18 protein-coding genes are annotated in these 18,299 nt (G+C 72.8%); 13 read left to right on the plus strand and 5 right to left on the minus strand.

Annotated features, from left to right (window positions below; all coding sequences use genetic code 11):
- Positions 1 to 143: 143 nt before the first annotated feature.
- The gene (locus tag EBO15_RS47100; protein WP_122196527.1) at positions 144 to 518 is read right to left on the minus strand and encodes a chorismate mutase; all 375 of its coding nucleotides are present in this window, start codon (positions 516 to 518) and stop codon (positions 144 to 146) included.
- A 341-nt stretch (positions 519 to 859) separates the two neighbouring features.
- On the opposite strand from EBO15_RS47100, the gene EBO15_RS23115 reads away from it, so the two are divergent.
- Together EBO15_RS23115 and dnaE are read left to right on the plus strand one after the other, a co-directional pair.
- Positions 860 to 2,263, plus strand: a complete 1,404-nt coding sequence (locus tag EBO15_RS23115) for an AI-2E family transporter (RefSeq protein ID WP_233616377.1) — start codon at positions 860 to 862, stop codon at positions 2,261 to 2,263.
- A 233-nt stretch (positions 2,264 to 2,496) separates the two neighbouring features.
- Positions 2,497 to 6,027 carry a DNA polymerase III subunit alpha gene (gene dnaE, locus EBO15_RS23120; protein ID WP_122196528.1) on the plus strand — a complete coding sequence of 1,177 codons (3,531 nt, stop codon included), beginning with the start codon at positions 2,497 to 2,499 and terminating at the stop codon, positions 6,025 to 6,027.
- Positions 6,028 to 6,087: 60 nt separating this feature from the next.
- Here dnaE and EBO15_RS23125 read toward each other — a convergent pair whose 3' ends face one another.
- Both EBO15_RS23125 and EBO15_RS23130 read right to left on the minus strand, forming a co-directional pair.
- Positions 6,088 to 6,972, minus strand: a complete 885-nt coding sequence (locus tag EBO15_RS23125) for an LLM class flavin-dependent oxidoreductase (protein ID WP_199744752.1) — start codon at positions 6,970 to 6,972, stop codon at positions 6,088 to 6,090.
- A gap of 68 nt (positions 6,973 to 7,040) precedes the next feature.
- Positions 7,041 to 7,769, minus strand: a complete 729-nt coding sequence (locus EBO15_RS23130) for a DUF6882 domain-containing protein (protein WP_122196530.1) — start codon at positions 7,767 to 7,769, stop codon at positions 7,041 to 7,043.
- Positions 7,770 to 7,997: 228 nt separating this feature from the next.
- Here EBO15_RS23130 and EBO15_RS23135 point away from each other — a divergent pair, with 228 nt between their 5' ends.
- On the plus strand, positions 7,998 to 8,828 hold the full coding sequence (locus tag EBO15_RS23135; protein WP_147481621.1) for an ABC transporter permease family protein: 831 nt from the start codon (positions 7,998 to 8,000) through the stop codon (positions 8,826 to 8,828).
- Here the strand turns inward: EBO15_RS23135 and ybaK are convergent.
- Positions 8,825 to 9,325 carry a Cys-tRNA(Pro) deacylase gene (gene ybaK, locus EBO15_RS23140; RefSeq protein WP_122196532.1) on the minus strand — a complete coding sequence of 167 codons (501 nt, stop codon included), beginning with the start codon at positions 9,323 to 9,325 and terminating at the stop codon, positions 8,825 to 8,827. The two genes, EBO15_RS23135 and ybaK, sit on opposite strands and share 4 nt — an antisense overlap.
- A gap of 50 nt (positions 9,326 to 9,375) precedes the next feature.
- Positions 9,376 to 10,140 carry an LON peptidase substrate-binding domain-containing protein gene (locus tag EBO15_RS23145; protein WP_122196533.1) on the minus strand — a complete coding sequence of 255 codons (765 nt, stop codon included), beginning with the start codon at positions 10,138 to 10,140 and terminating at the stop codon, positions 9,376 to 9,378.
- 249 nt (positions 10,141 to 10,389) lie between these two features.
- On the opposite strand from EBO15_RS23145, the gene EBO15_RS23150 reads away from it, so the two are divergent.
- The 10 genes from EBO15_RS23150 to EBO15_RS23195 all read left to right on the plus strand — a co-directional run bounded on the left by EBO15_RS23150 (position 10,390) and on the right by EBO15_RS23195 (position 18,283).
- A complete protein-coding gene (locus EBO15_RS23150; protein WP_122196534.1) occupies positions 10,390 to 10,635 on the plus strand; it encodes a hypothetical protein in 246 nt (81 codons plus the stop codon).
- A gap of 105 nt (positions 10,636 to 10,740) precedes the next feature.
- Positions 10,741 to 11,550 carry a PhzF family phenazine biosynthesis protein gene (locus tag EBO15_RS23155; RefSeq protein WP_122196535.1) on the plus strand — a complete coding sequence of 270 codons (810 nt, stop codon included), beginning with the start codon at positions 10,741 to 10,743 and terminating at the stop codon, positions 11,548 to 11,550.
- 347 nt (positions 11,551 to 11,897) lie between these two features.
- Complete coding sequence (gene hisD, locus EBO15_RS23160) at positions 11,898 to 13,205, plus strand: histidinol dehydrogenase (RefSeq protein WP_122196536.1); 1,308 nt, start codon at positions 11,898 to 11,900, stop codon at positions 13,203 to 13,205.
- Entirely contained in the window at positions 13,202 to 14,311 is a 1,110-nt protein-coding gene (locus EBO15_RS23165) for a histidinol-phosphate transaminase (RefSeq protein ID WP_122196537.1), read from the plus strand. Before hisD ends, EBO15_RS23165 begins: the two co-directional genes overlap by 4 nt.
- Positions 14,308 to 14,901: an imidazoleglycerol-phosphate dehydratase HisB gene (gene hisB / locus EBO15_RS23170; RefSeq protein ID WP_122196538.1), complete on the plus strand. Its 594-nt coding sequence runs from the start codon at positions 14,308 to 14,310 to the stop codon at positions 14,899 to 14,901. Before EBO15_RS23165 ends, hisB begins: the two co-directional genes overlap by 4 nt.
- Before the next feature lie 2 nt (positions 14,902 to 14,903).
- On the plus strand, positions 14,904 to 15,545 hold the full coding sequence (hisH, locus tag EBO15_RS23175; protein WP_122196539.1) for an imidazole glycerol phosphate synthase subunit HisH: 642 nt from the start codon (positions 14,904 to 14,906) through the stop codon (positions 15,543 to 15,545).
- Positions 15,546 to 15,583: 38 nt separating this feature from the next.
- Positions 15,584 to 16,303 carry a bifunctional 1-(5-phosphoribosyl)-5-((5-phosphoribosylamino)methylideneamino)imidazole-4-carboxamide isomerase/phosphoribosylanthranilate isomerase PriA gene (priA, locus tag EBO15_RS23180; protein ID WP_122196540.1) on the plus strand — a complete coding sequence of 240 codons (720 nt, stop codon included), beginning with the start codon at positions 15,584 to 15,586 and terminating at the stop codon, positions 16,301 to 16,303.
- On the plus strand, positions 16,300 to 16,686 hold the full coding sequence (locus EBO15_RS23185; protein ID WP_122196541.1) for a RidA family protein: 387 nt from the start codon (positions 16,300 to 16,302) through the stop codon (positions 16,684 to 16,686). The genes priA and EBO15_RS23185 overlap by 4 nt, the downstream gene beginning before the upstream one ends.
- Positions 16,683 to 17,444 carry an imidazole glycerol phosphate synthase subunit HisF gene (gene hisF, locus EBO15_RS23190; protein ID WP_122196542.1) on the plus strand — a complete coding sequence of 254 codons (762 nt, stop codon included), beginning with the start codon at positions 16,683 to 16,685 and terminating at the stop codon, positions 17,442 to 17,444. Before EBO15_RS23185 ends, hisF begins: the two co-directional genes overlap by 4 nt.
- Positions 17,441 to 18,283: an ATP-grasp domain-containing protein gene (locus EBO15_RS23195; RefSeq protein WP_122196543.1), complete on the plus strand. Its 843-nt coding sequence runs from the start codon at positions 17,441 to 17,443 to the stop codon at positions 18,281 to 18,283. The genes hisF and EBO15_RS23195 overlap by 4 nt, the downstream gene beginning before the upstream one ends.
- The last annotated feature ends 16 nt before the right edge of the window (positions 18,284 to 18,299 follow it).

Below are 18,299 nucleotides of genomic sequence, written 5' to 3' on the forward strand. Positions count from 1 at the left end.
CCGACATCCTGGCAGCCCAACGCCGAGAACGCGCCCGCATCCGCAGCCAACGCCAACAACGATGGGGCCGCCCCCGCAGCAAAGCCGCGTGACCAAACCCGGCAAACCTTCCCGGTCAGCGCACTAGCCCCGGGACGTCTCCTCTAGCCCCGGGACGTCTCCTCGGCGACCTCCAGGCCGGCCTCGATCACGGCGTTCATGATGCGGGCGAGGCGGTCCGGGCCGAGCGCGGGCGCGCGCTCGGCCATCGCCGCGACGATCTGCCGCTCGCGCTCGGGGTTGCGTCCCGCGAACCCGCCGACCGGCTTGAGGCGCTGCACCACGCCCGCCACCTCGGTCCGGCGGGCCAGCAGGTCGGCGAGCGCGGCGTCGATGGCGTCGATCGCGGCCCGTGCGGCGGTCAGGTCGGTGATCCGCGACGCGTCCGGCACGCGGATCCGCAGCTCGCCGCTCCCGTCGCGGGGCGCGCCGGTGCCGGTGCCGGGCGCGGGGTCGCCGTTCGCATGGTCCTTGGTCATCCGGGGTCCCTCTCGTCGTGCGACCCTGGACGTCGTACCCGGGCCGCGGCTTCATGAAAGAAGGCGAAGCCCAAGGTGGGCTTCGCCTCATGCCGGCTCCGGGGTCGTCGCTCAGGTCGCGCCGACCGGCTCACCCGGAGCCGGCTGCGTAAACCTGCGATAACGACGTGTCACGACGCCGATGCTAGAGGACGCCGTCCGTCCGTGCCAATCGTCAGGACGATCGTCTCGTCGGGTGAGACGGTCCGCCGTCCGCCCCCGGCCGAACACCCCACACCGTTGCGAAGACCCCTAACCTTGCCCTGACGGCATTCGGGACCATGGCACGAACGGGGCGCGCAGTGGCCAACGATCGGACGACGAGCGGACGCGGAACACCGATGGTGCCGCCGCTGCTCGGCTCGGCGGCGGCGTGGGCGTGGCGGCTCATCGCCATCGGCATCGTCGTCTACGGGCTCACCTGGGTGGTCGGCACCCTCAAGATCGTCTTTCTTCCGTGCGCGATCGCGCTGTTCCTCACCGCCCTGCTGCGGCCGCTGACCGTCCGGTTCCAGCGGCTCGGCCTCGGGCCGCTGGCGGCGACCTGGCTGACGCTGCTGGTCGCGCTGGCGGCCCTGGGCGGCATCGGGACCTACGTCGGCATCCAGGCGAACGACGAGTTCCCCAAGCTGGTCTCCGAGGTCCAGGACACCGCCAGGTCCGTCCAGCACTGGCTGGAGAACGGCCCGCTGCACGTTCAGCACTCCAAGCTGAACGACGCGGTCGACCAGGGCACCAAGTGGGTCGAGGCGCGGCGCGGCATGCTCGCGAGCACGGCGCTGGACTGGGGGACGGCCACCATCGAGGCCCTCGCCGCGATGGTGTTCCTGCTGTTCGTCACGTTCTTCCTGCTCAAGGACGGCCCGAACATCTGGGGCTGGTCGATCGGCGGCCTCGGCCGCTACCGCGCTCGGGTCGACCGCGCGGGCCGCGCCGCCTGGGAGACGCTGTCCCAGTACGTGCACGGGACGGTCCTGGTGGCCGCGATCCACGCCGTCGTGCTCGCGGTCGTGCTGGCGATCATGGGCGTCCCGCTGGTGGCGCCGCTCGCCGTCGTGATCTTCCTCGGGAGCTTCATCCCGATCGTCGGCATCTTCGTGGGCGGCGGCCTGGCCGTGGCCGTGACCTTCGGCGCCAAGGGCGGCGTCGCCGCGCTGATCTTCCTGGGCATCCTGCTGGTCGAGCACCAGCTGGAGTCCCACCTCCTGCAGCCGATGGTCGTGGGCCGCTGGGTCCGCCTCCACCCGCTGGCGGTCATCCTCGCGATCACCGTCGGCGGCGTCGTCGGCGGCCTGCCCGGCGCCGCCGTGGCCGTCCCGATCGTCGCGGTCGTCTACCGGGCCTGGCCCGCCCTGAGGGGCAGCGAGGAACCGACACCCGCGGAGGATCCCGAGGGGCCGCCGGGCGACCCGGACGAGCACGTGCCGAGGACGGTCTCGACCCTGGTGGAGGAGTTCCGGCACCACGACTCCGGGCACGCGCCGGACGACGCCGATCCCTCACCGGACGACGCCGATCCCTCACCGGGCGATACCGGGCCCTCGGCGAGCGATGCCGGGTCTTCGGTGGGCGATTCCGATCACACGCGGCGGGATTCGGCGCGTGGCACAGAACGTCCGCCGGGAGACTCCGAGGGGCCGTCCGGGGGCTCCGGGGGACCGTCCGCGGGTCCTGGGGGGCCGTCCAAGGGCGACGGCACGGACTGACCCCTACCGGTCGAATCCGCCCCTGCGCCGCACGCGGCGATCGGCCGACTTCGGGGCAAGCCGGGCGCCTGCGTGTCGGGGTCCGGACTGTCGGCGGGCGGGGTTAGGCTCTTGGGGCCACGTCGTCGTGGAGGGGGCTCCGCGGCGACGATCTTCCCCGGGCCAGTTCCGAACCGGCGCGTGCCGTCCGCACGCGGGCGGTCGCATGCGACAACTCAGGAGGCGCGTCAGCCGTGGGTGACTCGTTCGTTCATCTGCATGTCCATACGGAGTACTCCATGCTGGACGGCGCCGCGCGTCTGAAGCAGATGTTCGCCGAGGTCGAACGGCAGAAGATGCCCGCGATCGCGATGACCGACCACGGCAACATGCACGGCGCCTACGACTTCTGGAAGCACGCGAAGTCGGTCGGGGTGACCCCGGTCATCGGCATCGAGTCGTACATGTCGCCCGAGTCCCGGTTCCACAAGAAGAAGGTGACCTGGGGCGACCCGTCCCAGAAGCGGGACGACGTGTCCGGCGGCGGCCTGATCAACCACAAGACGATCTGGGCGCGCAACAAGCAGGGACTGCACAACCTGTTCAAGCTGAGCTCCCGCGCGTACATGGAGGGCTTCGTCTTCAAGTACGCCCGGATGGACGAGGAGCTGCTCGCCGAGCACTCCGAGGGGCTCATGGCGACGACGGGCTGCCCGTCCGGCAAGATCCAGACCCGGCTGCGGCTCGGCCAGTTCGACGAGGCGCTGAAGGCGGCCGCGAACTTCCAGGACATCTTCGGCAAGGAGAACTACTTCCTGGAGCTGATGGACCACGGGCTCGACATCGAGCGGCGCGTCCGCGAGGGCCTGCTGGAGATCGGCAAGCGGCTGGACATCAGGCCGGTCGTCACCAACGACTCGCACTACACGCACGAGTCCGAGGCGACCGCGCACGACGCGCTCCTGTGCGTCCAGGTCGGCAAGCAGCTCGCCGACCCGGACCGGTTCCGGTTCGACGGCAGCGGCTACTACATCAAGTCGGCCGACGAGATGCGCTCGATCGACACCTCCGAGGCGTGGCAGGAGGGGTGCCGCAACACCCTCCTCATCGCGGAGAAGGTCGACCCGGAGGGCATGTTCGAGTTCCGCGACCTGAGCCCCAAGTTCCCGGTGCCGGAGGGCGAGACCGAGGACAGCTGGTTCCGCCGGGAGGTCTGGCGGGGCCTCGAGGAGCGGTTCCCCGAGGGCCTCCCGGAGGGCTACGCCGAGCAGGCCGAGTACGAGATGGGCGTCATCGTCGGCAAGGGGTACCCGTCGTACTTCCTGGTCGTCGCCGACTTCATCATGTGGTCCAAGCGCAACGGCATCCTGGTCGGGCCGGGCCGAGGCAGCGCGGCGGGCTCGCTGGTCGCCTACGCGATGGGCATCACCGACCTCGACCCGATCCCGCACGGCCTGATCTTCGAGCGGTTCCTGAACCCCGAGCGCGCGTCGATGCCCGACATCGACATCGACTTCCCTGAAGACCGGCGCGTCGAGGCCATCCGCTACACCACCGAGAAGTGGGGCGCCGACAAGGTCGCCTACATCGCGACCTTCGGCACCATCAAGGCGAAGGCCGCCATCAAGGACGCGGGCCGCGTCCTGGGCTTCCCGTACGCGCTGGGCGACCGCATCTCCAAGGCGTTCCCGCCCGCCGTCATGGGCAAGGACATCCCCCTCTCCGGCATCTTCGACGACAAGCACCCGCGCCACGGCGAGGCGGGCGAGCTGCGCAGGCTGTACGAGGAGGAGACCGACGTCAAGCAGGTCATCGACCTGGCGCAGGGTCTCGAGGGCCTGATCCGGCAGACCGGCGTGCACGCCGCGGGCGTCATCATGAGCGGTGAGACGATCACCGACCACGTGCCCGTCATGCGCCGCGACGCCGACGGCGCGATCATCACGCAGTTCGACTACCCGACCTGCGAGACGCTCGGCCTGCTGAAGATGGACTTCCTCGGCCTGCGAAACCTGACGATCATCCAGGACGCGGTCGACAACATCAAGAAGAACAAGGGCATCGACCTCGACCTGCTGAAGATCCCCCTGAACGACGCCCCGACCTACGAGCTGCTCGGACGCGGCGACACCCTGGGCGTGTTCCAGCTGGACGGCGGCGGCATGCGGTCCCTGCTGCGGCTGATGAAGCCCACCGAGTTCGAGGACATCTCCGCCGTCGGCGCGCTGTACCGCCCCGGCCCGATGGGCGCGAACTCGCACACCAACTACGCGCTCCGCAAGAACGGCCAGCAGGACATCACCCCGATCCACCCGGAGCTGGCCGAGCCGCTCGCCGAGATCCTGGGCACGACCTACGGCCTGATCGTGTACCAGGAGCAGGTCATGTCGATCGCGCAGAAGGTCGCGGGCTACACGCTCGGCAAGGCCGACCTGCTGCGCCGCGTCATGGGCAAGAAGAAGAAGGCCGAGCTGGACGCCCAGTTCGAGGGCTTCGAGCAGGGGATGATCGACAACGGCTTCTCCAAGGAGGCCGTGAAGACCCTGTGGGACATCCTCGTCCCGTTCTCCGACTACGCGTTCAACAAGGCGCACTCGGCGGCGTACGGCCTGGTCTCCTACTGGACGGCCTACCTCAAGGCCAACCACGCGTCCGAGTACATGGCGGCGCTGCTCACGTCCGTCGGCGACGACAAGGACAAGAGCGCGCTGTACCTGAACGAGTGCCGCCGCATGGGCATCAAGGTGCTGCCGCCGGACGTCAACACCTCCGAGGCCGACTTCACCCCGATCGGGGAGAAGGAGATCCGGTTCGGGCTGAGCGCGGTCCGCAACGTCGGCGTGAACGTCGTCGAGGGCATCATCGCCGCGCGCGGCGAGAAGGGCGCCTACACCGACTTCAACGACTTCCTCAGCAAGGTGCCCGCGCAGGTCTGCAACAAGCGGGTCGTCGAGTCGCTGATCAAGGCGGGCGGGTTCGCCGACCTCGGGCACCAGCGCAAGGCGCTGCTCATGGTGCACGAGCAGGCGATCGACTCGGTCATCGACATCAAGCGCAAGGAGGCGATCGGGCAGGACTCCCTGTTCGGCGCCCTGGAGGACGAGACGGGCGAGGACGCGTTCGCCGTCGCGATCCCCGAGGACGAGGAGTGGGACAAGACCACGCTCCTGTCGTTCGAGCGGGAGATGCTCGGCCTGTACGTGTCGGACCACCCGCTGCTCGGCATCGAGCACGTCCTGGAGCGCGAGGCCGACTGCTCGATCGCGTCGCTGAACGAGGGCGAGCGCCCGGACGGCCAGGTCGTGGTCGTCGCGGGCCTGCTCAGCGGCCTGCAGCGCAAGGTCACCAAGACGGGCAACTCGTGGGCGATGTTCCAGCTGGAGGACCTGGGCGGCGCCATCGAGGTCATGTGCTTCCCGTCGTCCTACCAGCTGTGCTCGACGCTGCTCGCCGAGGACGCGATCCTGGTCGTCAAGGGGCGGCTGGACCGGCGCGAGGACGTCGCGAAGATCATCGCGATGGAGGTCACCCAGCCGGACCTGACCGTCACCGACTCGTTCGGCCCGCTGTCGGTGACGATGCCGCTCGGCCGCTGCGTCCCGCCGGTCGTCAGCCGCCTCAAGGAGGTCCTGACGACGCACCCGGGCAACTCCGAGGTGCACCTGCACATCCAGAACGGCCCGCGCACCACCGTCGTCCGGCTGGACGACCGGCTGCGCGTCGCGCCGTCCCCGGCGCTGATGGGCGACCTGAAGCAGCTGCTCGGGCCGTCCTGCCTGAGCTGACGCGCCGAACGTGACGGGGCCGGGACGGATCACCGTCCCGGCCCCTCGCCTTCCGGCGCGTCAGGCGAGGAGTTCCCTGGTGGCGGGGACGACCTCGTCCGTCCAGAGGCGCAGCTGCCGCTCGTCGCCCTGCTCCGGCCAGTACACGAAGGAGTCGAACCCGCCGTCCTTCGCGAGGCCGGCGAGGACGCGGGCCCACGTCGCGGCGTCGGCGTGGACGGGCGTCTCGCCGGTGAGGGCGGGCGGCCCGGTCGGCGCGTCGGTGATGTGCCCGACGAGCTGCGCGATCCGGGTGATGGACGCCGGGTCGCGGCCCGCTTCGACCGCGGCGTCGGTGATGATCCGCTGCGCCTCCGGCCACTTCTCGTAGTTCAGGTAGTGCGGGATCGGCGCGGCCCAGCCGTCGGCGACGCGTCCGGTGAGGGCGAGCGCGCGGGGGCCGACGCTGCCGAGCCAGATGCCGACGGGGTGCGCGGGCGCGGGCCCGGCGTGGACGCCCTTGACCGTGTAGTACTCGCCCTCGACCCTGACGGTCTCGCCGGGCCGCCACATCGCGCGGATGATCTCGATGGCCTCGGTGAGCGCGGCGAGGGCCTCGCGGGTGGTGCGGACCGGTCCGCCCATCGCCTGGATGGCGGGCCAGAAGGCGCCCGCGCCGAGGGCGAGCTCGAACCGTCCGCCACTGAGCAGGTCGAGGGTCGCGGCCTGCTTGCCGACCATGGCGGGCCCGCGCATCGGCAGGGACGCCACGTCCGGGAAGACGCGGAGCCGCTCGGTGTCGGCGAGGACGGTGGCGATCAGCGCGAAGGTGTCGGCGAGGTCGGCGGCGTAGGGGTGGTCCTGGACGCCGAGCAGGTCGAGGCCGGCGGCGTCGGCCTGCCGGGCGAGCGCGCGGATGTTCTCCAGCCCGCTCGCGACGGGGTTGAGCTGTATCCCGAATCGCATGCCCCGCAACCTAGCGGAGCGTGATCATCCTCGGCGCGGGGCCGGGGCCGGGGCCGGGGCCGGCGGGATCAGTGGACGGCGGGGACGCCGCGGTCGTCCGGGAGGGACGCGGGGGTGAGTTCGGCGTCCCAGCGGGCGAAGCGGCCGTGGTCGTCGAACACGGCGCGGGCCGTGCCGCCGCCGGGGAGCGGGACCTCGGTGACGCCGTCCCGCTCGCGGTAGGCGATCCGGTGCCGGCTGAGCAGCCCGGCGAGGGTGAGCCGCGGGTCGCGGGAGAACAGGCTGGTCGCGTTGGTGAGCAGCCGGGGGACGGGCACCGGGTCCCAGCCGGCGGGCGGGGCCTGCGGGTCGTCCACGTGCAGGTAGGCCGAGCCGCCGTCGTAACCGGCGCCGATGTAGCCGCCCCCGCCGAGGACGCCGCCCGCGGCCATGGCGACCAGCTCGCCGCCGTGCCCGGCGGGGCCCTCGTACCAGGACAGGTCGACCTCGGGGGTGGTGAACTCGGGGATGCCGAGGCGCGCGCCGAGGGCCCGGATCGGCAGGGTCGGGAGGACGGCGGGGTGGTCCTCGCCGAACTGGGGGTTGGCCCAGCCCCACAGCCAGGTGCGCTCGCGGGCGGCGTAGCTGCCGAGCAGCCCGACCCGGACGGTGACGCCGCCGCTGGTGTAGGTCCGCGCGGTCAGGTCCGCGCTCCAGTCCTCGCGCGGCAGGAACTCCGCGAGGGTCTCCTGCTGCTGCAGGACCACCGCGGAGACGGCGGCGCCGAGGCGCTCGAACGCGGGACTGAATCCGGACATGTCGGGCAACATTATCTCAAGAAACCGGCCCGTCGGAGAGGGGAATCCGGCGAAAGAGTAGACCGGTTCCTCAGCTGTTTCCGACATGTACAGATATGTAACGGGGCGGGGACGCGGGCGGCGGGGTCGCGGTCCGGGGCCGTCCGGGGAGGGGGCTAGGCTTTTCGCTGTTGATCGGCGACGGACGGCTACAGGCGCGGCGCATGGGGCCCGTGAGGAGCGTACGAGGTGCAGGGACGGTCCCTCAGTCAGGTGCAGACCGCCGTGGTCACCACCCTGGCCATCGCGGTGCTGGGCCCGGTCGCCGGAGTGCTCTGGCACGCGGTGTCGCCCACGGTGACCTTCGTCGTGGTGCGCGGTGAGGCCTACTTCGCCGACGGCGAGAGCCAGGCGCCGATCGGCACCGACGCCCGGTTCGCCCTGATCGGCATCGTCGCCGGGCTGCTGTGCGGCCTGGTCGCCTACCGGTTCGGCGGACGCGACAACGACGTCCCGCTGCTCGTCGGCCTCGCCCTCGGCGGGACGGCGGCGGCCCTGCTCGCCTGGTGGGTCGGCCACCGGTTCGGGCTCGCGCACTACCAGCACGTCCTCCGGACGGGCGCGGACGGCACCGAGGTCAAGGGCCCGCCCGACGTCCGCGCGCGCGGCCTCCTGGTCTTCTGGCCACTGGCCGCGGTCGCCGCCTACGCCGCCCTCGAAGTGATCGTCAAACGCCTCCCCGCCGACACCTCCTCCGCCGCCGACTCCTCCTCCTCCGCCGCCGACTCCGGTGCCCCGGCCGACGGTGACGCGCCCCCGCCCCACGGTGGCACGGCCCCGTCCGGCAACGGCGCGACCCCGGCCGACGGCGGCACGGCCCCGGCCGACAGTGACACGGTCCCGTCCGACAGTGACACGGCCCCGTCCGGTAATGGCGCGGCCTCGCCCGACCCTGGCGCGGCTCCGGCCGACGGTGGCGCGGGCTCGGGTGGGGAAGGGCGCGCGGTCGGAGGGGGCTCCGATGAGGACGGGCCCGCGGGGGACGGGACGAAGGGCGTGCGGCGCGAGACGTCGGGTTAGCGGCGGGCGATCGCGGCGAGCCGGGCGCCGGTGAGCCGGACGAGGTCGGCGGGGGCCAGCTCGATCTGGAGTCCGCGCCGTCCGGCCGAGACGTAGACGGTCTCCAGGGCCGACACGGACTCGTCGATCACGGTCGGCAGCCGCTTCCTCTGCCCGAGCGGGCTGATCCCGCCGACGACGTAGCCGGTGGCGCGCTCGGCGTCCTGCGGGTCGGCCATCTGGGCCTTCTTGCCCCCGGCGGCGGAGGCGAGCGCCTTCAGGTCCAGCGAGGCCGACACCGGGACGACCCCGACGGTGAGCCTCCCGTCCACCTCGGCGAGCAGCGTCTTGAAGATCCGGTCGTGGGCGATGCCGAGGGCGTCGGCCGCGGCCTCGCCGTAGGACTCGGCGTCCGGGTCCACCTCGTAGGGGTGCAGCCCGTACTCGATCTTCGCCTTCGCCGCGGCCACCGTCGCCGGGGTGCCGGTGCCGCCCTGCTGCCGCTTTCCCTTCGCCATGGGCCCATCCTGCCGCAAAGGACGATCAGGCCGCGCGGGACGCGGGCCCGTCAGTTGGGGTGGGCCGAGGCGTCCAGGAACTGCCCGGCGGGGACGGTCGGCAGCGCGTCCAGCAGCCGGGTCTCGCGGAGCAGCAGGTCGCGTTCGGCGCGCAGCCGGTGCGCGGCGTCCTCGGCGGCGAGCAGCCGCTGCTTGTCCGCCGGGTCGAGCACGGTCGCCGCCGCGACCAGGTAGGACAGGGCGACGGGGTCGTCCGGGAGCTCGGCCGGGTCGCCCACGTCCGCGCCCGCCGCCGCGAGCCGGTGCCGGTACAGGTGGAACAGCCGCCGGACGCGCCGGACCAGGTCGGCGCCCGCCGCCCCCGTCTCCTCCGGCAGGTACTCGACGTCCCCGCACAGGTAGGGGCCGGAACGGTCCAGCTCCTTCAGCCGGAACCGCCGTCCGCCGACCGAGACGACGTCGTACCGGTCCTCCGGCAGCGGGACGACCTCCTGGAGATCGGCGACGCAGCCGATCTCCGCCAGGCGCAGCGGCGCGGGCGGCTCACCGGCGCCGCCGAGGCCGCTCAGCCCGTCGGACGCGAGGGGCTCGGCGGGGACGCCAGGACCGCCCGGTTCCCCGGGGACCCCCGGAACGCCGAAACCGGCGGTCTCGCGGCCGAGTTCGAGCGCGACGACCCCGAACCGGTGGGGTTCCGGGCCGGCCCGCAGGTCCGCCAGCATCCTGAGGTAGCGCTCCTCGAACAGGTGGAGCGGCAGGACGACGCCGGGGAACAGGACGGCGCTCAGGGGGAACAGCGCGATCCGATCGGTCATCGCGTCCTCCCCACTCGTGCCCGCCCCGGGCCGGTCGCGACAGGTGCCCTCTCCGCCAGACTACGTCGCCAGGCCCGGCGGGGGCAGTCGCCCGCGGGGCGCCCGGAGGTGGCCGGAACGGGGCATGGGGGCATGGTCACACCGGGCCGGTTCCGGTGAAACGGCCGGTCGCGGGCCTGGGGACGCCACTAGCGTCGTCCCACTCCCGGGGGGTTCGCCCCCCGGAAACGACCTGGAGAAGGCCCGACAATGTGGCTCAACCTGTTCATGCTGGGAGCGGCGAGCCTGGCCGTCGGCTTCGTGCTCGGCTGGATCGTCGCCTGTCCGCGCCGCTGGGACGCGCACTTCCACGACGAGGCCGCGCACGGCCCCGACGCCGCCCGCGCCGTTCCCGAGGCCCGGGACCCGTCCGCCGAGACCGTGGCCGCCCGGCGGGCGCGGGTTCCGATCCGGGAGCGGGCGACCGCGCTCACCCGCCTCGCCGGACGCGCCTGACCACCGCCACCTGATCACCGGTGGGCGGCTCCCGGGCCCATGGATCAGTCCATTCCCGTGGATTGGCCGTTTCAGGACGGCGGACGCGCGGTTAGCGTCGAGGGCATGAGAATGCTGGTCGTCGACGCCTTCACCGAACGCCCGTTCGCCGGGAATCCCGCCGGGGTCTGCCTGCTGGACGGTCCCGCCGACCCGGTCTGGATGCAGCGGGTCGCCGCCGAGATGAAGCACTCCGAGACCGCGTTCGTCCGGCCGCTGACCGGCCCGGACGCCGATTTCGAGCTGCGCTGGTTCACCACGCTCGTCGAGGTGGGCCTGTGCGGGCACGCGACGCTGGCCGCGGCGCACGCGCTGTTCGGCACGGGCGTCGCGGAACCGGACCGGCCGCTCCGGTTCCGCACCCTGCACAGCGGCGTCCTGACCGTGACGCCCGCGCCCGGGGGCGGCCTGGCCATGGACTTCCCGGCGTGCCCGCCCGAGGAGATCATCGAGCCGGAGGGCCTGTCGGCGGCGCTCGGCGTCCCGGTGGCCTGGACGGGCCGGACGGCGATCGGCGACATCCTCGCCGAGGTCGCCGACGCCAAGACCGTCCGGACGCTGACGCCGGACGTCGCCGCGGTCACGGCGATCGACGCGCGCGGGGTGATCGTCACGGCGTCCGCCGAGCCCGGCGCGGACCACGACTTCGTGTCGCGGTTCTTCGGCGCCGGCGGGCTGGGCGACGGCGAGGACCCGGTGACCGGCTCGGCGCACTGCGCCCTGGCGCCGTTCTGGGCCGCCCGCCTCGGACGCGACGCACTGACCGGGTACCAGGCGTCCGACCGCGGCGGGTACGTCCGGACGGAGCTGCGCGGCGACCGGGTCGTCCTCACCGGCGGGGCCGTCACCGTCCTGGACGGGACGCTCTCCGCCTGACCGTCCGGGGAACGCGGACGTAACGGAAGGCGCCCGCGATCGGAAGTCGCCAAGGAACGCGCTACGCCCCGGCTCCCGCACTGGGAGGGCGGGAACCGGGGCGTCAGCGGCCACCGCGACCATGTCCGCCGGCCACATTCGCCGAGGTGGGCGCGGCGGTCACCGTTCTTTTCCCTGTCGGGCAGCTTGCCGGTGGGGGAGACTTTCCGCTCCGCGCCGGTGCCGCGCCCGCCTCCGCCGTGCGCGGATGTCGCGTGCGTCACATACGTCCCCCGAGCCGTCGTGACGCGCGTCTCGGCAGGCGAGACGGTGCTTCGTCGTTTGGACGCACTCCGTAGACTGGACGGGTGATCTCCCGTATCGACCTGCGCGGATCCCTTCCCGGCGACCTGCGCTCCGTGCTGCCCCGCGCCGAACTCGACGTCGAGGCCGCCCTTGAGAAGGTGCGGCCCATCTGCGAGGACGTGCGCCATCACGGGGCCGCGGCCGTGCGGAAGTACACCGAGCGGTTCGACGGCGTCGCGCAGGAGTCCACCCGCGTCCCCGCGGAGGAGATCGGGAAGGCGCTCGCCGGCCTCGACCCGGCCGTCCGGGACGCGCTGGAGGAGGCGATCCGCCGCACCCGCAAGGTCCACCGCGACCAGCGCCGCACCGACGTGACGACGCAGGTGGTGCCCGGCGGCACCGTCACCGAGAAGTGGATCCCGGTCGGACGCGTCGGCCTGTACGTGCCGGGCGGACGCGCCGTCTACCCGTCCAGCGTCGTGATGAACGTCGTCCCGGCGCAGGAGGCCGGGGTCGGCTCGCTCGCGGTCACCTCGCCCGCGCAGAAGGACTTCGGCGGCCTGCCGCACCCGACGATCCTGGCGGCGTGCGCGCTGCTCGGGGTGGACGAGGTGTACGCGGCGGGCGGCGCCCAGGCGGTCGCGATGTTCGCCTACGGCACCGAGGAGTGCCCGCGCGCCGACCTGGTCACCGGCCCCGGCAACATCTGGGTCGCGGCGGCCAAGCGGCTGCTCAAGGGCGTGATCGGCATCGACTCCGAGGCCGGCCCGACCGAGATCGCCGTCCTCGCCGACCGCACCGCCGACCCGGTGCACGTCGCCGCCGACCTGATCAGCCAGGCCGAGCACGACGTCCTCGCGGCGGCCGTGCTGGTCACCGACTCGCCCGAGCTCGCCGACGCGGTCGAGGCCGAGCTCGCGGTCCAGGTGGGCCGCACCAAGCACGGTGAGCGCATCACCGAGGCGCTCGCGGGCCGCCAGTCCGGGATCGTCCTGGTGGACGACGTCGAGGCGGGCCTGAAGGTCGTCGACGCGTACGCCGCCGAGCACCTGGAGATCCAGACCGCGGACGCGGACGCCGTCGCCGCGCGGGTCCGGAACGCGGGCGCGGTCTTCGTCGGGGCGTTCGCGCCCGTGTCGCTGGGGGACTACCTGGCGGGCTCCAACCATGTCCTTCCGACCGGCGGATGCGCGTGCCATTCGTCCGGCCTGTCGGTCCAGTCGTTCCTGCGCGGCGTCCATGTCGTGAAGTACGACCGGACCGCCCTCGCGGACGCCACCGCGCGTGTGGTGACGCTCGCCGAGGCCGAGGACCTGCCCGCCCACGGGGCCGCGATGAAGGCCCGCTTCGACTGGGAGATCCCTTCTTGACTTCCCTCTCCGACCTCCCGATCCGCGACGACCTGCGGGGCCGGGAGCCCTACGGGGCACCCCAGCTGGACGTCCCGGTCGCGCTGAACACCAACGAGAACCCGTACCCGCCGTCCGAGCGGCTCGTGAAGGCGCTCGGCGAGGCCGTCATGGACGTCGCGGGCGCGCTGAACCGCTACCCGGACCGCGACGCCGTGGCGCTGCGCGACGGGCTGGCCGCGTTCCTGAACGCCGACACGCCCGGGGCCGGGCTGACCGGACGGCACGTCTGGGCGGCGAACGGCTCCAACGAGATCATCCAGCAGATCCTCCAGGCGTTCGGCGGGCACGGCCGGACGGCGCTGGGGTTCGAGCCGTCCTACTCGATGCACCCGATCATCACCGGGGTCACCGGCACCCGCTGGGTCAACGCGTTCCGCGACGAGGACTTCGGGCTCGAACCCGAGGCCGCGGTGCGGGCCGTCCGGGAGCACCGGCCGGACGTGGTGTTCCTGACCTCGCCGAACAACCCGACCGGCACGGCGCTGCCGCTCGCCGCGATCGAGGCCGTCCTCGACGCGGCGCCCGGCATGGTCGTGGTGGACGAGGCGTACGCCGAGTTCCGCCGGGAGGGCACGCCGTCCGCGCTGACCCTGCTGGACGGCCACCCGCGGCTGATCGTCACCCGGACGATGTCCAAGGCGTTCGCGATGGCCGGGACGCGCCTCGGCTACCTCGCCGCCGACCCGGCCGTGATCGACGCGCTGCTGCTCGTCCGGCTGCCGTACCACCTGTCGGCCGTGACGCAGGCCGTCGCGCGCACCGCGCTCGAGCACTCCGTTGAGCTGCTCGGCTCGGTCGGGGAGCTGCGCCGCGAGCGCGACGCGATCGTGGGGTGGCTGCGCGGCGAGGGCCACCGCGTCGCCGACTCCGACGCCAACTTCGTCCTGTTCGGGACGTTCCCCGACCGCCGCCGCGTGTGGCAGGGGATGCTCGACCGCGGCGTCCTGATCCGGGAGGTGGGACCGCCCGAGTGGCTGCGGGTCAGCGTCGGCACCCCGGCGGAGATGGACGCCTTCAAGACCGCACTCAAGGCCGCCGAGGCCGGGACCGAGGAGAGCAAGTGAGCCGCACGGGCAGGGTCTCGAGGGGGACCAAGGAGACCGAGGTCCTCGTCGAGATCGACCTCGACGGGACCGGTGTCGTCGACGTCGCCACCGGCGTCGGATTCTTCGACCACATGCTCGCCCAGCTCGGCAAGCACGGCGCGTTCGACCTGACGGTCAAGACGACCGGCGACCTGTACATCGACAGCCACCACACGATCGAGGACACCGCGATCGCGCTCGGCCAGGCGTTCCGCGAGGCGCTCGGCGACAAGGCGGGCATCCGCCGGTTCGCCAACGCCTCGGTGCCGCTGGACGAGGCGCTCGCGCAGGTCACCGTGGACATCGCGGGCCGTCCGTACCTGGTGCACAGCGAGCCCGAGGGCATGGCCCCGATGATCGGCCCGGAGTACGACACGACGATGACCCGGCACGTCCTGGAGTCGTTCGTCTCCAACGCGGGCGTCTGCCTGCACGTCCACGTGCCGTACGGCCGCAACGCGCACCACATCGTGGAGGCGCAGTTCAAGGCGCTCGCGCGGGCGCTGCGGGACGCGGTCGCGTTCGACCCGAAGGTGCACGGCATCCCGTCCACCAAGGGAGCCCTGTAGGCATGGGCAAGTCGATCGTCGTCCTCGACTACGGGTCGGGGAACCTGCGCTCGGCCGAGCGCGCCGTCGCGCGGCACGGCGTGGACGTCACCGTGACGTCCGACTTCGACACCGCCCTCGCCGCGGACGGCCTGGTCGTCCCCGGTGTCGGCGCGTTCGAGGCGTGCATGACCGGGCTGCGGAAGATCAAGGGCGAGCGGATCATCGGACGGCGGCTCGCGGGCGGCCGTCCGGTGCTCGGCATCTGCGTCGGCATGCAGATCCTGTTCGAGCGGGGCGTCGAGCACGGTGTGGAGACCGAGGGCTGCGACGAGTGGCCGGGGACGGTCGAGCGGCTGTCCGCGCCCGTCCTGCCGCACATGGGCTGGAACACCGTGGACGTCCCGTCCGGCTCGCGGCTGTTCGCCGGGCTCGACGCCGAAACGCGCTTCTACTTCGTGCACTCCTACGGCGTGAAGAACTGGGAGCTGCAGGCCGACCCGTCCGGGAACATCCGGCCGCCGCTGGTCACGTGGGCCGAGCATGGCGACCGCTTCGTCGCCGCCGTCGAGAACGGCCCGCTGTGCGCCACCCAGTTCCATCCGGAGAAGTCCGGCGACGCCGGAGCCCAGCTCCTGGAGAACTGGCTCGCCACGGTCGACTGACGTCCGTTCCGCATCCTCTCTGTCTGAGTAAGGACCCCATGTCACTCACGCTGCTTCCCGCCGTTGACGTCGCCGACGGCCAGGCCGTGCGCCTGGTGCAGGGCGAGGCGGGCACCGAGACCTCCTACGGCGCGCCGCTGGAGGCCGCCCTCGCCTGGCAGGAGGCGGGCGCGGAGTGGATCCATCTGGTCGACCTCGACGCCGCGTTCGGCCGCGGCTCCAACCGCGAGCTGCTCGCCGAGGTCACCGGACGGCTGGACGTGAAGGTCGAGCTGTCCGGCGGCATCCGCGACGACGCGTCCCTGGAGGCGGCGCTCGCGACCGGCTGCCGGCGGGTCAACATCGGCACCGCCGCCCTGGAGGACCCGGCCTGGTGCCGCAAGATCATCGCCGAGTACGGCGACAGGATCGCGGTCGGCCTGGACGTCCGCGGCACCACGCTCGCCGCGCGCGGCTGGACCCGCGAGGGCGGCGACCTCTGGGAGGTCCTCGCCCGCCTGGAGGACGACGGCTGCCCCCGCTACGTCGTCACCGACGTCACCAAGGACGGCACGCTGCGCGGCCCGAACACCGAGCTTCTCCGCGAGGTCTGCGCCCGGACGGACAAGCCGGTCATCGCGTCCGGCGGCGTCTCGTCCCTGGACGACCTGCGCGCGCTCTCCGGTCTCGTTCCGGACGGCGTCGAGGGCGCGATCGTCGGGAAGGCGCTCTACGCGGGCGCGTTCACGCTGGTAGAGGCGCTGGAGGCCGTGCGTTGATCGAGCGCATCACCTCGGGCGGCCCCTGGGAGGACCAGATCGGCTACTCCCGGGCCGTCCTCGCCGGGGACCACGCGTTCGTGTCCGGCTGCACCTCGACCGTGGACGGCGAGGTCGTCCACGTCGGCGACCCCTACCAGCAGACCCGCACCGCGATCGAGATCGCGCTGTGGTCGCTGGAGCGCCTCGGCCTCGGCCGCGAGCACGTCGTCCGGACCCGGATGTACGTCACCGACGCCGCGTTCTCGAGCGACGTCGGCCGCGCCCACTCCGAGTTCTTCCGCGAGGTCCGCCCGGCCGCGAGCATGCTCGTCGTCGCGGGCCTCATCGACCCGCGCCAGCTGGTCGAGATCGAGATCGACGCTTACCGGGGGGCCTCGTGACCGTCGCCGTGCGTGTGATCCCCTGCCTGGACGTCGACGCCGGGCGCGTCGTCAAGGGCGTCAACTTCCAGAACCTGCGCGACGCGGGCGACCCGGTCGAGCTGGCCGCCCGCTACGACGCCGAGGGCGCCGACGAGCTGACCTTCCTCGACATCACCGCGTCGTCGGGGGACCGCTCCACCACCTACGACGTGGTGCGGCGCACCGCCGAGCAGGTGTTCATCCCGCTGACGGTCGGCGGCGGCGTCCGCACCGTCGACGACGTCGACAGGCTGCTGCGCGCCGGGGCCGACAAGGTGTCGATCAACACCGCCGCGATCGCCCGCCCCGAGTTCCTGCGCGAGGCGGCGCACCGGTTCGGGTCGCAGTGCGTCGTCCTGTCGGTGGACGCGCGGCGCGCCGAGGGCACCGCGTCCGGCTTCGAGGTGACCACGCACGGCGGACGCCGCGGCGCGGGCATCGACGCGGTCGAGTGGGCCCGGCGCGCCGAGGACCTCGGCGTCGGTGAGATCCTGCTGAACTCGATGGACGCCGACGGCACCAAGTCCGGCTACGACCTGGAGATGCTCCGGGCCGTCCGGGCCGAGGTGTCGGTGCCGGTCATCGCGTCCGGCGGCGCGGGCGCCGTGGGCGACTTCGCCCCGGCCGTCGCCGCCGGCGCCGACGCGGTCCTCGCCGCGTCGGTGTTCCACTTCGGCGAGCTCACGATCCCCGACGTGAAGGCCGCCCTGCGACAGGAAGGATTTCCCGTTCGATGAAGGTAGCCCTGGCCACGTTCGCCGCGATCCCGGACGGCGGCCACGAGGCCGCGATGCTCCGCGCGGCGCTCGCCCCCCTCGGTGTCACGGCCGACCCCGTCGTCTGGAACGACCCGTCCGCCGACTGGTCGTCCTACGACCTGACGGTCATCCGCGCGACCTGGGACTACATCGACCACCGGGACGAGTTCCTGACCTGGGCGGACGCCCTGCCCCGCGTCGAGAACCCGGCGCCGGTGCTGCGCTGGAACACCGACAAGCGCTACCTGCGCGACCTCGCCGGGGCGGGCGTCCCGACCGTCCCGACGCTCTGGGACCCGGACGACCTCCCCGACTGGGACGAGTTCGTCGTCAAGCCCGCCGTCTCCGCCGGTTCGCGTGACACCGCCCGCTGGCGCCGCGGCGCCGAGGACGACCGGGCCCGCGCCCATCTGGAGTCCCTGCGCGGCGGCCCGGCGATGGTCCAGCCGTTCCTGTCCGCCGTGGACACCGAGGGCGAGACCGCCCTGCTGTTCTGCGACGGCGAGTTCAGCCACGCCGCCCGCAAGTCGCCCATCCTCCGCGAGGGCGCGGGCGTCGAGGGCATGGTGACCGGCGAGGACGGACGCGGCGCCATCACCCCGGCCGTCCCGACCGAGGCGCAGCTCGCCCTGGCCGACAGGGCCCTGGCCGCCGTCCCGGGCGCGTCCGGCCTTCTCTACGCCCGCGTCGACATGGTCACCGGCCCGGACGGCACGCCCGTCCTGATGGAACTCGAACTCACCGAGCCGTCCCTCTTCCTGGAGGCCGACCCCGAGGCCGCCGCCCGCTACGCCAAGGCCATCGCCGCCCGCCTCTGAACCACGGGCGGCCCCG

The sequence above is a fragment of the Actinomadura harenae genome (genome assembly GCF_003696215.1).
In the GTDB taxonomy this organism is placed as follows: domain Bacteria; phylum Actinomycetota; class Actinomycetes; order Streptosporangiales; family Streptosporangiaceae; genus Spirillospora; species Spirillospora harenae.

Bases quoted from the DNA above. Each gene is read 5' to 3' on its own strand.
- EBO15_RS47100 (WP_122196527.1), bottom strand. From the start codon at position 518: ATGACCAAGGACCATGCGAACGGCGACCCCGCGCCCGGCACCGGCACC.
- EBO15_RS23125 (WP_199744752.1), bottom strand. From the start codon at position 6,972: ATGCGATTCGGGATACAGCTCAACCCCGTCGCGAGCGGGCTGGAGAAC.
- EBO15_RS23130 (WP_122196530.1), bottom strand. From the start codon at position 7,769: ATGTCCGGATTCAGTCCCGCGTTCGAGCGCCTCGGCGCCGCCGTCTCC.
- ybaK (WP_122196532.1), bottom strand. From the start codon at position 9,325: ATGGCGAAGGGAAAGCGGCAGCAGGGCGGCACCGGCACCCCGGCGACG.
- EBO15_RS23145 (WP_122196533.1), bottom strand. From the start codon at position 10,140: ATGACCGATCGGATCGCGCTGTTCCCCCTGAGCGCCGTCCTGTTCCCC.
- EBO15_RS23150 (WP_122196534.1), top strand. From the start codon at position 10,390: ATGTGGCTCAACCTGTTCATGCTGGGAGCGGCGAGCCTGGCCGTCGGC.
- EBO15_RS23155 (WP_122196535.1), top strand. From the start codon at position 10,741: ATGAGAATGCTGGTCGTCGACGCCTTCACCGAACGCCCGTTCGCCGGG.
- hisH (WP_122196539.1), top strand. From the start codon at position 14,904: ATGGGCAAGTCGATCGTCGTCCTCGACTACGGGTCGGGGAACCTGCGC.
- priA (WP_122196540.1), top strand. From the start codon at position 15,584: ATGTCACTCACGCTGCTTCCCGCCGTTGACGTCGCCGACGGCCAGGCC.
- EBO15_RS23195 (WP_122196543.1), top strand. From the start codon at position 17,441: ATGAAGGTAGCCCTGGCCACGTTCGCCGCGATCCCGGACGGCGGCCAC.